Source organism: Singulisphaera sp. GP187 (assembly GCF_900129635.1).
Taxonomy (GTDB): Bacteria; Planctomycetota; Planctomycetia; order Isosphaerales; family Isosphaeraceae; genus Singulisphaera.
Genome location: NZ_FSRB01000001.1, coordinates 4,306,063 through 4,319,986, shown reverse-complemented (window position 1 = coordinate 4,319,986; position 13,924 = coordinate 4,306,063). Strand labels below are relative to the sequence as shown.

Here is a 13,924-nt window from a genome sequence, read left to right as displayed (position 1 = left end):
GTAGGGGAGTGGCTCCTTCTACGTCATGTCTTCCGTTTGACGCTGTAACTGCTCGATGGAGAGGTCGTGCAGCAACGGTCCGAGCCGTCGGACCATGTCTGTGAGGCCCGTGAGGATCGACGGGGCGGCGTCGAGTTGTCCGCTCGTTCCGATGGCCTCGAGTTCCAAGGCGGCCTGGGCGGCCGTCGTCGAGAAGGTCGAGAGCAGCCCTCGGAGATGGTGGGCCGCTTCTCGCAACCGCGCGGGATCCCCCTCCTGGATCGCCTCACGGACCCGCGCCAGGGAGTCGGGGGTTTTGGCCTGGAAGACCAGGCAGAGCTTTCCCAGCAGGGCCGCATCATCGTCGCAGGCCGCTCGCAAGGCAGCCGGGTCGAGGAGCATCGCGGGTTCCGGGAGCGGGGCCGCCTCGGGCCGGTTGGCGAGCACGCGGTCGATCACCGCGAACAGGTCCGGAGCGCGGATCGGCTTGGCGAGATAGTCGTCCATGCCCGCCTCCAGGCAACGCTCGCGGTCCCCCTTCATCGCCAGGGCGGTCATCGCGATCACGGGCAGGTGTTCGCCGGTGGACTGCTCGCGGTGTCGCAGAGCCTCAATGACCTGAAACCCATCGAACTCCGGCATGTGGACGTCGAGGAGCGAGAGGTCGAACTGATCCCGGTCCAAGGCGGTGAGGGCCTCGTGGCCGTCACCGACGACCACGACGTCATGTCCGCGGCGGCGCAGCAGGTGCTCGACGAGTTCCTGATTGAGGGGATTGTCCTCGGCCACCAGCACCCGGAGCCGCCGCCTCGATTCGAGTGAGGCGGGAGGAGCAGGGGGCGTCGCAGGCGCCGCCGTTGTGCTCCGGTCGGCGGGCGTGGGACGGGAGAGGACTCGGTGGATGATTTCCAGCAACTCTTCCTGCTGGACCGGCTTCATCGTGTAGGCCGCGATCCCTAACGCGCGGTAACGGGCGATGTCGCCATGAAGATCCTCCGAGGTCAACAAGATGATTCGGCTGGCGGCCAGCTCGGGGCTTTGGAGGATACTCGCGGCGAGGGCCAGACCGTCGGTGCCGGGCATCCTCGCGTCGAGCAAGACGAGCGAGAAGGGCCGCCCCAGGGCAACCCCTCGCCACAACGCGTCCAGGGCCTTGAGACCATCCCCCACCGACATCGGCTCGGTCTTCCAGCCACGCAACGATTCCTCGAGGATCTGGCGGTTGGTCGCATTGTCATCGACGATCAGAACGCGCAAGCCGTGGAGGTCGACGAGCGGCCGGTCGAACGGGGGGTCGGTCGGATGGGCCTGCTCGGCGAACTGGACGGTGAAGCGGAACGTACTGCCCCGGCCCGGGACGCTCTCAAGGGTGATCTGCCCGCCCATCAACGCCACCAACTGCGAGGCGATCGAGAGGCCGAGGCCGGTCCCCCCGTACTTGCGGGTCGTCGACGAGTCCTGTTGCTCGAAGGCCTGGAAGATCTTCTGTTGTTTGTCGAGCGGGATGCCGATGCCGGTGTCGCTGACCGAGAACCGTAACCCCCGTGAGGGGGGCGACTCAGGGCTCCGCGGAACCGAGTCCGTCGGGCCGGCCTCGACCCGGACCACAACCTCGCCCTGCTCGGTGAACTTGATGGCGTTGCCGATGAGGTTGAGCAGGACCTGCCGCAACCGGCCCGCGTCGCCGATCAAGGGGTCGGGCACGTCGGCCTGGATCTGACAGACCAGCTCCAGTCCTTTGCGGTGAGCCCGGAACGCCAAGGCCCGCAGGGTCTCCCCGAGCACCCGTCGGAGGGAGAAGTCGGCGAGGTCGAGTTCGAGCTTGCCCGCCTCGATCTTGGAGAAGTCGAGCAGGTCGTTGATCACGTTCAGCAGGGCGTCGGCCGAGGTTTTGACAATCAAGAGATATTTGCGCTGTTCATCACTCAGCGGCGTGTCGAGAGTCAGCTCGGTCATGCCGAGGATGGCATTCATGGGCGTGCGGATTTCGTGGCTGACGTTAGCCAGGAACCGATCCTTGGCGTGGTTCGCCGATTCCGCCGCTTCTTTGGCCTTCCTCAGTTCCTCCTCGACGTGCTTGGCCTGGGTGACGTCTCGCGCGATACCGTAGATCAATGCGGTCCGCGGCTCGGGGGAGGCGGACCAGACGAGGTGCTTGTAGGCGCCGCTGGTGTCGCGATAGCGGTTCTCGAAGGAGAAGGTCGGAACCCCGGTCGCCAGGGTCTGCATTTCACGGAGGGTGGCATCAACGTCATCGGGGTGGACGAACTGGATGAACGGCCGGGTCACCAGGTCCTCTGTCGTCCACCCCAGGACGTGCTGGAAGGCGGGGTTGACCCGCTTGAAGTAACCGTCGGTGCTGGCGATGCAGAGCAGGTCGAGGGACAAGTTGAAGAACTTTTCGAGGACCTCGTCGGCCCGGCGGCGCTCGTCGGCCACGATCCGTCGCCAGGCTCGGTGCAGGGCTTCGCTCAGGACGCTGATGACCGTGCCGATCAGAATAAAGAGCGGCAGAGCGCTCATGTCGGTGGCGCTTCCGACCCGGAACGAGTAAAGCGGTTCGGTGAAATAATAAGTCACGGCCAGCGCGCTGAGCGCGGTGGCCAGAAACCCGGGCCAGAAGCCACCGAGGTACGCGGCGACCAGGATCGCGGGGAGGAACGTCATGTAGAGGGCTCGGCCTCCCAGCACCGGCGCGAACCACCATTGGACCAGGATCGATACCACAATGTTCAGCAGTGCGACGCCGTAGGCAACTCGTCGGGCGCGGGGAGTATCGTACATGTGCCGACCTCAGCGGGTCATGCGGCCCTCGCTCAGGACCGAGCCGATCGCGATGGGATTGCTGCATTCGGAGTTTCCCTCATCTTACTCGACCACCGGAGGCCGCGACACAGGCCGAGGGCCCGGGACAAAATGCACGATGGCCGGGGGGTGGTGGGGCCGACCTTGAGCGCGGGCCGGCCGTCTCGTGATGCAGTTTGGGTTCAGGACGGGTAAGATCAGGTGAACGCTACCACTCGATGGGGAGGAGCGTTTGTGCGTGATTGTGCGGTGAGGGACGGTATCGAGCGGGGCCGTTTCATTTGGCGAGCCGTCTTCGGCTGACGAAGCGGTGGTTCAGCCGGCGTCTCGAGGTTGAGGCGTTCCCCTCAAGGTGCACCATGGCCAGCGTGTTGCTCGTCGACGACAACCCGGAACTGATTCAGGAGCAGTTGGCCCATCTCTTCTGCGAGGCCGGTCATGAGATCGGTGTGGCCCGGACCGGTCAGGACGGGATCCGTCAGGCTACGGAGCGAACGCCCGACGTGATCCTGCTCGATCTGCGGTTGCCCGACATGACCGGCCTGGATGTCTACCGGCGGCTCCGTCAGGTCGATGCTCGGATCCCGGTCATCTTCATCACCGACTCCACGGGCGCCGACTCCGCGATCGAGGCGATGAAACAGGGGGCCTATGATTATCTCTCCAAGCCCGTCGACCTCAGGCGGCTCCGCCTGGTGATCGGCCAGGCGCTGGAGTTGTCGCGACTGGCCCGCGAGCCGGCCGAGGTCGCGCAGACGCCCCCCGAAGAGGATCGCGGCGACTCGATCATCGGTCACTGCCCGGCGATGATCGAGGTCTACAAGGCGATCGGCCGGGTCGCCGGCCAGGATGTGACCGTACTGATCACCGGCGAGAGCGGCACGGGCAAGGAACTGGTGGCGCGGGCGATCTATCAGCACAGCGTGCGGGCCCTGGCGCCGTTCCTGGCCATCAACTGCGCCGCCATCCCCGAACTGCTCCAGGAGAGCGAGTTGTTCGGCCACGAGAAGGGGGCCTTCACCGGCGCCGACCGCAAACGGATCGGCAAGTTCGAACAGTGTAACGGCGGCACCCTCTTCCTGGATGAGGTGGGCGACCTGCCGCTGGCGACCCAGGCCAAGATGCTCCGGCTCCTGCAGGAGCAGACCTTCGAACGCGTCGGCGGCAACGAGACGGTTCACACGGACGTCCGGCTGATCGCGGCGACCAACCACGACCTGGAGTCGCTTGCTTCGGAAGGGAAGTACCGCCTCGACCTGATCTATCGGCTCAGTGGGTTCACGATCCAGTTGCCGCCGCTCCGGGAACGGGGCGATGACCAGCCGCTCCTGGTGCAGCACTACATGCGCCGGTTCAACCGGCAACTGGGGCGTGAACTGAGGGAGATCTCCCCGGCGGCGATGAGGAAGCTTCGCCAATATTCCTGGCCGGGGAACATTCGGGAGTTGCAGAGCGTCCTGAAGCAGGCCATGCTCCAGTCGACCGGCCCGGTCCTGGTCCCCGAATTTCTTCCCGAGTTCGGCTCTCCCAAGTCCGTCGCGGCGGCCGAGGTCGAACCGCGGCTCGAAGCCTGGATCGAGCAGCGGCTCCAGGCCGGAGGCGGCGACCTCTACCAGGAGGTGCATCAACATGTCGACCGCCATCTCCTGGCCCAAGTGCTCCGACTGACCGAAGGGAACCAGGTGCAAGCGGTCCGGATCTTGGGGATCGCGCCGCGGACCCTTCGGTTGAAGCTCCGTGAGCTCGGCCTCTCGATCACCAAATCTGTCGAGGAAGACAAGGATGAGTCGGTTTGAGGGCGGGCCCCTTTCTATCGCCGAGGTAGGACCATTTTAACCAGGCGAGTCACAAAATTCCCACCACGCCCCGGCCGTGGTCACCCCCGGTGACTCTCCCGCTTCGTGGATTTCATCGTCGAACATTCCGACGCCCGAGGGGAAACGTTTGCTTGGTTTAAAGCCTTTGTGGGCTGAAGTTTGGGTCGCCTGTTGCCCGAGCGGGACGCGTCGCGGAGCTCCCTGAGCGATCAGGAAATGCGACGATGATCGATGCTTTGGCACGCCCGATGCGAGACAACCTTATCGTTGTGCTCGGCCGCGAGGGGCAGGGGAAGACCGATGACGCGGAGAAACGACGTCTGAGCCGGAAGGGCTCGGGCCAGGCGGTCGGGGTGCGCCTCGGAGTTGTGGGCCGGTGAGTGCTCGACGTGGATCGGCTTTTGTGTATGTTCATTTTTTGGTTTTAGGCCCACATCGGGAATGCCGAGGGCTTTTCAGACGAGGGAGGAATGCTGTGGACGCGACGCGAACGAGACGAACCCGCGACCGGACTCGCCAGACTTGGTATGCACGCCACCGGCAGCGGCGGTTTGCCCGCTTCCTCGGATTTGACGAGAGAGGCCGGGACCCGGCTCCGCCTTCCGCGGACGGCGCCGGTCGCGCCTCGGCCGCATGAGCGAGGGATACCGATCCCGGCTCAAGGCGGACCGCAACTCTCCCCCCCCCCTTATGTGTGAACGCGTATTTTTTCAGCCCCAGAATATCGGGGTTGCAGCATGCGGATGTCACCGTTGGGACCGTCTGACGGGTTGGGGTTGAAGCTGGCCCCGCTCGGCCCTCCATGGCGGGAATTGACTCCCCAGGAGATTCGAATATGAGCGCACTCTCGGTGACGACGTGTGGCCCGTCGCCCTTCTGGCGGGCGTCCGGCCGAGGCCCTGGGCCGAGCCTTTCGGTCGAGACGAGCGACGTGACCCTCGACCGGTCCCCCACCGAGGGTGGCCTGTCCGCCGAAACGATCCGAGTCCGCCGGCTCCTCGGCGCCGATCTCTCGTGCGTCGTTCACCCCAGCTTCGACGACCCGTCTGCCCAGACCGCGATCCTCGCTCCGATGCCCGCGCCGGCCGTCGCTCAGCTTGTGCGTCGCGTCCCAGTTCCCGCGGGGCTCTCTCCTTACCTGGCCAGCCTCTACAGCAACGAGGCCCCACTCCTGACGCGCGAGCAGGAGGCCCACCTGTTTCGCAAGATGAATTACCTGAAGTATCGCGCCAGCCGGCTCCGCGCCTCGATCGATCCCGGCCGCGTTCGAGCCGTAGACCTTGATGCGTTCGAGCGCGACCTGGAGCAGGCGCTGGCCATCAGGGGCCAGATCGTGCGCGCCAACCTTCGTCTCGTGGTTTCGATCGCCAAGCGGAACTTGAGTCCCCAAGACGATCTGCACGAGCGGTTCAGTGACGGTAACCTCGTGCTGTTTCAGGCGGTTGAGACGTTCGACTACTCCCGCGGCTACAAGTTCTGTACCTATGCGACCTGGGCGATCCGCAATCAACTGATGCGAGCCTACCGCGACAAGAACCACCGCCGTTCTCATTTTCTCCTCGGCCAGGACGAAGTCCTCGCGGATACCGCCGATCCCCGATCCGAAGCCGTGGAACAGGCGGACCTCGAGCAGCGGAGGCTCGAGACCGTGACGCGGTTGCTCGCCCGGCTCGGTGACCGCGAGCGACGGATCATCGTCGGCCGCTACGGCATCGGAGGCGCGGGCGCGCAGACCCTTTCCCAATTGGGCCAGGAACTGGGGATCACGCGGGAACGCGTCCGCCAGATCGAGGCGCGGGCCCAGGCCAAGCTCCGCGCCCTCGCCCGTCCCCACGAGATCGACTCGTTGCTGGCCTGATCGATCGGATTCCGCCGTCGGAAAAGCGGCCCATGAAACTGCTGGCGGGAATGCCTGCCACCCAACGTCGATTACTGATGCCTCATCCTACTGCACTCATGTGCTTGTTTAGCAAGGCTTTCTGTTCCTGAGTCAGGGTGTGGAGCACAGGCGGTTTCGGCGGCTTATGCGGTTTGCGACGAGGCCACTTGCGTGTGGCTTTCGGGCTCTTCTGCTTCCGGCACCCGGCGCGGCAGCCCGCGAGTCGCTTGTGGTAACACTTGGCCTTGGGTTTCACGGCCGCGTCGATCTCCTTGCGGATCTCGATCAGAACTTTGCGGGGGCTGATCACTGGGCCATCGGTCGCCGACGCCGACGCCGGCCGAAGCGCCAGGTCGGCATGCGCCAGGAGGATCTGCGTGGCCAGCAGTGACAACTCGGCCTCGCGATGCACCAAGGCCACCGTGCGGCTAGCGAGTTTCAATTTATTGATTATACGCTTGTATGTGCGAAATAGTCCTTCATTACGCCATCTCCAGCGGTAGAATTTGGCGGCCGTCGCCGCCGACATCCGGGCTGGGTCGAGGACGTCGGTCAGGAGCCAGACGTCGCGTTTGACCGACCCCTTACCCTTGCCCTTGGCCGGGATCCGGATCAAGCGGCATTGGATCGGCGCTTCCCCTTTCTTCTGGACATAGTTCGGCCAGTACAAGACAGGGCCTTCGGTCCAATCCTCCAGGTTCGCCACTTCGAGGGTGTAGAGGTCGACCCGCGACGACATCCGGAACAGGAACGATCGCTTGACACCGAGGATCGCCCGGACCAGATCGAAGCCCATATAAGCGGCGTCGCAGACGATCAGGGCCTCGGGCGAGAGGGTGGCGAGCAAGTGCCTCAAATGCTCTTGCTCGGCCGCGGTGCCCGGGCCGAGTCGCCACGACCAAAGCAGTCCCGTGGGCAAGTGGACGAACGCCGTCAGCCAGACGTTGGGGGCCGCGTCGTTCTTGCCGGCCTGCCCGAGTCCCCGTTCCAACTCGGGGGTGCGGGGGCACTCGATCCGCGAGCCGTCGCAGCCCATCGGCTCGAAGCCGTCGACAATCCGCCGCGACCCCAGTCGGGCGTGGATCTGTTGCCGAACCCCCGCGGCCAACGCCCTGAGTTGTCGCATGGGGACGCGTCGCATCGCTTTCTGGAAGCCGACGAGGGTCTTTCCCGGGCGTCTTCGCGACTCATGGCAGGCGACGTAGTATCCCCGGGCCTTCTCAAACCTCTCGGACTCGGAGTCGCCGGTGGCCCAGGTCATGGCGAGCATGACCACGACCAGTGGCTGGAGATCCCACCGCGGCGCCGACCGCCTTTGAGGAACAACCCCTCGGGCTTGCTTCCAGACCGTCGGGGTGAGAAACTGTCGGACATAGCCGATCAACGACTGCGGTTGCTGCAAGCCTTGCAGCGTCCGAGCTGCCTTCATCGCCGTTCTTCCTCAATCCAGGTGAGTGCCGGTTGCTAGCCGCACCCATCATGACGAAGAACGGCGATTTTTTGCCCCCCCTTCTCTCGAACGAACCGCAGCCACGGAGCGGCAGTAATTCTCTGGTCCGGTGAGAGTTACATCCGTTGTTGACGACGCCGAGTTACTGACGTTGCCTGCCACCCCCTCGGAGAACCCGCCCGACTCTTGTAGATGGGTGGGCACGGCCCACCCGGTTTCGCCCCCGATCGCGAAGTCTGCCTGACTCCTGCCCTCCCAGCTCAAGGCCCATTTCTAAAATCGATCGTAAAAGTCGGGAATCCCCTTGAGGGCTTGGCTCCGAGGGAGGACTCGGCTTCTTTTTTTTGTCCCGAAAACCGCTCCCAACCGGCGGATTATGGTGATTTTGAGTCGTGGTGCCGAACCAATTTTGCAGAAAATGAAAAAAGGGATTTGCCTTAATGGCGATCAAGTCGATAATGTTGGTAGAGAATGAAGCCAAGCGGCGACCGACTTCGCCCTTCTGGAGTTTTGTCCCATGATTGCCCAGCGGTACTTTGGTGAAGGTGAGATTGGATCCATTCCTCGTTCCCGTGCGACGGGGACCGCGACGGCGATTTCGGTTCAGGGCTTCATGGCGTGTCCTCCTGCTTTGATGATGGGACGATTCGGCGAGGCGGACGTCTTCAGCATGGGTGTGCAGGAACTCTACCGCCTCGCCTACGAGCAGGCGAAGGCGTGCGTCGCACCTCCTTGGCATCTCCAGAGCCTGCTCTCTGGCACCAACTAACGAAACAAACGAACGAAGCAACGCGAGCCGGCCACCCCAAATGACAAAGGGGTGGCCGGCTCGCGTTGTGTGGTCGATCGGCTGAGAAGAAGATCTGCAGTGCCGTTGAGTTTACCCCAACGCGCTTCAGCTCACTTTCGCGGTTCCGCTCAGCAGCCGCAGCAGACGGGCGTGCCGTTCATCATGATGCAGCAGGTGCAGCCCGCCTTCATCATGGTGTCGCAGCAGTCGCAGCAGGCCTGAATCATGGCGCAGCAGTCCTTGTCGCCACTGGTACAGGTGATGCAGCAGCCGTCTTCGGTCATTTCGCACTTGCTCATGCCCATCATGAGGTTGCACGAGCAGACCATCATCCCGTTCATCATCATGCAGCACGAAACCATGCCGCCGGCGAGCATGGTGCAGAGGTTCTGCATCATGGAGCAGGCCATCTTGTCGTCGCAGCCGCAGGTGATCTTCATGCCGCCGGCGCACTTCTCCATTTTGATCGTGCAGCGCGGCACCATCATCATGTTCATGCCGGCCGGCATCGCCGAGGGACTGCTCATCATGCCGGTACCCATGCCCGGCATGCTCGTCGTCGGCGCCGTCATTCCCATTCGTTCCATCATGGCGGTCATCATGGTTTTTCGCATCCTTCCCGGTTCGGATCGCAGTCTCCGTGGCCCGACACCGGGCCGTCCTCTGCTCGGCAGTATAGAGAAAAAGGATCGGGAGATTCAATCGGAATTTAAAAAATATGGGAAAACCATTATGACTTACCTAGTCATGTTGGTGAAGATTGTCGGAGCGGAAAATCTCGATGTTTTAGGCGTGTTCGGTGTCGCGGCGTCAGTAAGTGATCGGGAATGGATCGCTCCCTGGCTCTGCTCAAGCGGAACGGGGATCGTTCCGCCCCTTTCGAGTGGACGGACCAATCCCCGTGTTCGCCTCACCATCATTTCGCGGTGGTCGATCGCGCTCAGGCGAGGATCTCGGTGGCGACGTTACCGGCGACGTCGGTCAGGCGGAAGTCGCGCCCGGCATAGCGGTAAGTGAGCTTCTCGTGATCCAGACCCATCAGGGCAAGGATGGTCGCGTGCAAGTCGTTCATGTGCATGCGTCCTTCGACGGCGTGCATGCCGTACTCGTCGGTTCCGCCGTGGGAGAAGCCCGGTTTGACGCCGGCTCCGGCCAGCCACATCGGGTAGCCGATGATGTTGTGGTCGCGGCCGTCGACACCTTGGGCGGTGGGCAAGCGGCCGAACTCGCTGCCGAACAGGACCAGGGTCTCATCCAGCAGCCCGCGCTGTTCCAGGTCGGTCAGGAGGGCGGCGGTTGACTGGTCGGTCATCGCCGAGTTGCGGATCAGGCCCTTGTGCAGGTTGGTGTGGTGATCCCAGCCCGGCTGGCAGATCTCGACGAACCGGACCCCCGCCTCGCTCAGCCGCCGGGCCATCAGGCACTGGCGGGCGAAGCTGCCGTCGGGGCCGGGCTTGACCCCGTACGCGTCGAGCACGTGTTGCGGCTCGCTGGAGATGTCCAGGAGCTCGGGCACCTTCCCCTGCATCTTGAACGCGAGTTCGTACGACTGGATCACGCCGTCGAGCTGATCGGGGGCGCCCGATCGGGCGGACAGGTCGCGGTTCATCGCCTGGATCAGGTCGATCTGCTTGCGCTGAAGCGGCGTGTCGAGCTGCGCCTTGAGGTTGGGCAAGACGCCCTGGTCGCTGATCCGGGTGCCTTGAAAATGCGCGGGGAGGAACGCACTGCCGTAGTTGGCGGTTCCACCGAAGTTGGGCGGCGGGTTGACGGTCACGTAGCCGGGGAGATCCTGGTTCTCCGACCCGAGCCCGTACATCAGCCAGGCGCCCATCGAAGGCCGGGTGAGCGACGCCAGGGCCGCCCCGGTGTGAAGCTGCATCACGGCTTCCGGGTGGGCCGGGGTGTCGGTATGCAGGCCGCGGATGAAGCAGAGCTTGTCGACGTGGTTGTTCGCCACGTGCGGATAGAGCTCCGAAACCCAGGTGCCGGTCTCGCCGTGCTGGCGGAACTTGAACCTCGAACCGGTCAAGGTGCCACCCCCCGGGCCGACCTTGCCGTCGTCTTTCTGAAGCTGCGGCTTGTACTCAAACGTGTCCATCGGCGACATCGCGCCGCTCATGAACAGGAAGATGATCCGCTTGGCTTTGACCGGAAAGTGGGGCGACTTGGGGGCCAGCGGGTTGGGTGCAATCGCCGGCCCGTTGTTGGCCGCGCGGGCCGGCTGCGCCCCGTTCTGGCCGAGCAGACCGGCCAGGGCCACGTAGCCGAACCCGGTCCCCGCGCTCTTGAGGACCTGCCGGCGGGTCAGCCCGTTCACGATCAGTTCTTCATGCCTTGCCTTCGACATTTCAAGACTCCTTCGATGAACCGTATGACTGTATTTATGGTTGTAAGATAAGCCTGGCGATCCCAGGCCAGAGAACCGCCGCGATCTCGATTCAGGGGACGTAGCGGAACTCGGCGGTTCCCAACAGCGCCTGGCAGAAGCTGGCCCACGCGGCGGTCTTGGCATCGACTTGCGGGAGTACCTCTTCCACGACCGGCTCGTCATCGGCCTCGACGTCATCCGGATTCAGCGGCGCCGGCTTCTTCTTGGGCTTGGCCGCGTCGGCGGTCGTCTGGGAACCGGCGTCCGACGTGTCCGTGGTCGACACGCTGGCCAAGGCGATCGGCTGGGCCTTGGGCGTGCTGGAGCTGGAGCTCGAGGCAAGCGCCACGCTCGCGGCCGACTCGTAGTCGGCGAGGAACCCGCGGATCCGCGCGATTTCCGCGGCTGTCGCCGGGCGGCTGACCGTCAGCCGGTAGGCCAGGTCCACGCGGTCCTTGTCGTCCAGGTCGGTCCGCTGGAGCAATCGCCCCGCCAGGCTCAGCGACTCACGCCGCACGAACGGGTCGTTGAGCAGGTAGAGGGCCTGGGTGGCGACCGTGGTCGTATCGCGGTGGCCGGTCACCATGCCTTGCTCGGCGAAGTCGAAGACCTCGAGTGAGGTGGGCGTCAGTTGCCGGAGCAGCGGCAGGTAGAGGCTGCGGTGGTGGCTCTCCCTCGCTGCTTTCGCGAGTTCCTTGGCCCTGGGCTCGTTATTGCGGAGCTCGGTGACCTTCATGTCCTTCGCGGGCGAGGCTTCGGGGGGCGTCAGGTTCAAGGTTCCGGCGGCGGCGAGGGTCGCGTCGCGGATCTCCTCGGCGTGGAGCCGGCGCGGGGTGTGCCGCCAGACGAGGCGGTTGCCCGGGTCGACCGCGTCGTTGGCCTCTGCGTTCTCCGAGCTGAGGCGGTACGCTCGGCTCAGCACGACTCGCTTCACCAGGGTCTTGACCGACCAGCCATCACGGACGAATTGGGTCGCCAGGTGATCGAGCAGCTCCGGGTGCGACGGTACGTCGCCGCTGATCCCGAAGTTGTCGACGCTCTTGACCAGGCCCTCGCCGAACAGGTTTTGCCAGACCCGGTTGGCCATCACCCGAGGGGTCAGCGGGTTCTTCTCGCTGGTCAGCCACTGCGCGAGTTCGAGCCGGCCGCTCTGGCTTGGGTTCACCTTGGGCTGGTCGGGGAACTGCAAGAGGGTCAAGAAGCCGCGGGGCACGGTGGGCCCGAGCTTCTCGGCTTCGCCCCGGATCCGGATCTGCGTGTCGCTGACGGTCTTGGCGTCGCGAACACCGAAGGCGAGCTTGGCGCCGTTGACCGCGGGGTCGGACAGCGCGATCAACTCCGCCTGGAGCCGGTTGAGCTTCTGGCGGGCGGCGGCCAGTTTCGGACGGCCGTCGGGGCCGGTTTTCTCCGAGTCCGCACTGTCACGAATCGCCACCAACTCGGCGCGGGCCTTCGCCACGGCCTTGGTCGCCGCCGCGATCTTCTCGTTGGGCTCGGCGGCCGCGGCCGATTTCGGCCCGAGGTGCAGGAGCAGCTGGGTGTCGTAGTAGTCGAGGCCGCCGCCCCCCATCTTGTTGCGGACCCCAGCGCACAGGTCGCTGCTCTGGAAGATGCCGGCCAGGGCGTAATAGTCGGCCGTCGGGATCGGGTCGAACTTGTGGTCGTGGCAGCGGGCGCAGCTCGCCGTCACTCCCAGCACCGAGCGGCTGACGGTGTCGATCTGCTCATCGACATTGTCCATGATGAACCGGACCTTGAACCGCTGATTGACATCCTTGACCCCCAAGGCGAGGAACCCGGTGGCAATCAGGTGCTCGTCCTTCTCCTCGGGGGAGCCGGCGGGCAACAGGTCGCCTGCAACCTGCTCTCGAATGAATTGGTCAAAAGGCTTGTCTTTGTTGATCGCGTTGATCACGTAGTCGCGATAACGCCAGGCGTGCGGGTAGGGAATATTTCGCGACGACCCGGTCGACTCTCCATAACGGGCGACGTCCAGCCAGTGGCGCCCCCACCGTTCCCCGAACGCGGGCGATGCCAGGAGGCGGTCGACCAGCTTGTCGAGCGCGTCGTGGGAGTCATCATTGACAAACGCAACGATCTCTTCAGGCGTCGGCGGCAGCCCGGTCAGGTCGAACGTCAGGCGGCGGAGGAGCGTTTGCGGGTCGGCGTCGCCCACCGGCTTCAGCCCTTCCTGCTCCAGCCTGGCCAGGATGAACCGGTCGAGGTCGTCGCGGACCCAGGAGGCGCCCTGGACGTTGGGGGCCGCGACCTTGGCGACCGGCTGCCACGCCCAGTGGGTCTCGCGCAGCTTGTCATACTTCGCGTTCGGCTTGCCCACGGCCGCCGCCAACTTGGCTTCGGGCCAGGCCGCACCGTCCTTGACCCATTGCGTCAGGTCGGCGACTTCTTCCGGAGAGAGCCGCTTCTTCGGCGGCATCTTGGGGGCATCCTCCGCGTGGTTCACGGCCTGGATCAAGAGGCTGTTTTCCGGGTCTCCCGGAACGACGGCCGGCCCGCTTCCTCCGCCTTGGATCAGGCCGTTGCGGTCATCGACCCGCAGCCCACCCTTCGAGTTGGTGTTCGCGGAGTGGCAGGTGTAACACTGGTTGACCAGGATCGGGCGCACCCTCTTCTCAAAGAATTCCAAGGCCTCCGCGGTCGGATGCGGAGCCGGTGGGCCGGCCGCCGCCACCGTTGTGGCGGCCAGATGGGAAAGCAGCAGCAGACTCGTAAGTCGGCACAAGGAATTCATGAGGATATCAGCCTTTATTCTGGTCCCGGGGTCGACGGGGAACGATCCTCGGTTTTGTTCTCAACTCAGAGCAATGGACGA

At 64.5% G+C, this 13,924-nt stretch carries 9 protein-coding genes; 4 read left to right on the top strand and 5 right to left on the bottom strand.

Translation table 11 applies throughout. From position 1 onward, the window contains the following. Positions 1-18 precede the first annotated feature (18 nt). On the bottom strand, positions 19-2,763 hold the full coding sequence (locus BUS42_RS16670; protein ID WP_074308059.1) for a response regulator: 2,745 nt from the start codon (positions 2,761-2,763) through the stop codon (positions 19-21). Positions 2,764-3,143: 380 nt separating this feature from the next. On the opposite strand from BUS42_RS16670, the gene BUS42_RS16665 reads away from it, so the two are divergent. The 3 genes from BUS42_RS16665 (at position 3,144) to BUS42_RS16660 (ending at position 6,459) form a co-directional block, all read left to right on the top strand. Continuing rightward, entirely contained in the window at positions 3,144-4,580 is a 1,437-nt protein-coding gene (locus BUS42_RS16665) for a sigma-54-dependent transcriptional regulator (RefSeq protein WP_074308057.1), read from the top strand. Between the two features lie 245 nt (positions 4,581-4,825). Further along, a complete protein-coding gene (locus tag BUS42_RS43660; RefSeq protein ID WP_159452236.1) occupies positions 4,826-4,981 on the top strand; it encodes a hypothetical protein in 156 nt (51 codons plus the stop codon). A 455-nt stretch (positions 4,982-5,436) separates the two neighbouring features. Further along, a complete protein-coding gene (locus BUS42_RS16660; protein WP_074308055.1) occupies positions 5,437-6,459 on the top strand; it encodes a sigma-70 family RNA polymerase sigma factor in 1,023 nt (340 codons plus the stop codon). A gap of 82 nt (positions 6,460-6,541) precedes the next feature. Here BUS42_RS16660 and BUS42_RS16655 read toward each other — a convergent pair whose 3' ends face one another. Then, positions 6,542-7,909: a transposase gene (locus BUS42_RS16655; RefSeq protein WP_074304734.1), complete on the bottom strand. Its 1,368-nt coding sequence runs from the start codon at positions 7,907-7,909 to the stop codon at positions 6,542-6,544. A gap of 538 nt (positions 7,910-8,447) precedes the next feature. On the opposite strand from BUS42_RS16655, the gene BUS42_RS16650 reads away from it, so the two are divergent. Beyond that, the gene (locus BUS42_RS16650) at positions 8,448-8,699 is read left to right on the top strand and encodes a hypothetical protein (RefSeq protein WP_074308053.1); all 252 of its coding nucleotides are present in this window, start codon (positions 8,448-8,450) and stop codon (positions 8,697-8,699) included. A 149-nt stretch (positions 8,700-8,848) separates the two neighbouring features. Here BUS42_RS16650 and BUS42_RS16645 read toward each other — a convergent pair whose 3' ends face one another. The 3 genes from BUS42_RS16645 to BUS42_RS16635 form a co-directional block, all read right to left on the bottom strand. Then, entirely contained in the window at positions 8,849-9,322 is a 474-nt protein-coding gene (locus BUS42_RS16645; protein ID WP_074308051.1) for a hypothetical protein, read from the bottom strand. A 338-nt stretch (positions 9,323-9,660) separates the two neighbouring features. Continuing rightward, on the bottom strand, positions 9,661-11,070 hold the full coding sequence (locus BUS42_RS16640) for a DUF1501 domain-containing protein (protein ID WP_074308049.1): 1,410 nt from the start codon (positions 11,068-11,070) through the stop codon (positions 9,661-9,663). A gap of 91 nt (positions 11,071-11,161) precedes the next feature. Beyond that, positions 11,162-13,843, bottom strand: a complete 2,682-nt coding sequence (locus tag BUS42_RS16635; protein WP_074308047.1) for a PSD1 and planctomycete cytochrome C domain-containing protein — start codon at positions 13,841-13,843, stop codon at positions 11,162-11,164. Positions 13,844-13,924: the final 81 nt, after the last annotated feature.

Coding starts and splice junctions, on each gene's coding strand:
- BUS42_RS16670 (WP_074308059.1), bottom strand. CDS start 2,763: ATGTACGATACTCCCCGCGCCCGACGAGTTGCCTACGGCGTCGCACTG.
- BUS42_RS16665 (WP_074308057.1), top strand. CDS start 3,144: ATGGCCAGCGTGTTGCTCGTCGACGACAACCCGGAACTGATTCAGGAG.
- BUS42_RS43660 (WP_159452236.1), top strand. CDS start 4,826: ATGATCGATGCTTTGGCACGCCCGATGCGAGACAACCTTATCGTTGTG.
- BUS42_RS16660 (WP_074308055.1), top strand. CDS start 5,437: ATGAGCGCACTCTCGGTGACGACGTGTGGCCCGTCGCCCTTCTGGCGG.
- BUS42_RS16655 (WP_074304734.1), bottom strand. CDS start 7,909: ATGAAGGCAGCTCGGACGCTGCAAGGCTTGCAGCAACCGCAGTCGTTG.
- BUS42_RS16650 (WP_074308053.1), top strand. CDS start 8,448: ATGATTGCCCAGCGGTACTTTGGTGAAGGTGAGATTGGATCCATTCCT.
- BUS42_RS16645 (WP_074308051.1), bottom strand. CDS start 9,322: ATGATGACCGCCATGATGGAACGAATGGGAATGACGGCGCCGACGACG.
- BUS42_RS16640 (WP_074308049.1), bottom strand. CDS start 11,070: ATGTCGAAGGCAAGGCATGAAGAACTGATCGTGAACGGGCTGACCCGC.
- BUS42_RS16635 (WP_074308047.1), bottom strand. CDS start 13,843: ATGAATTCCTTGTGCCGACTTACGAGTCTGCTGCTGCTTTCCCATCTG.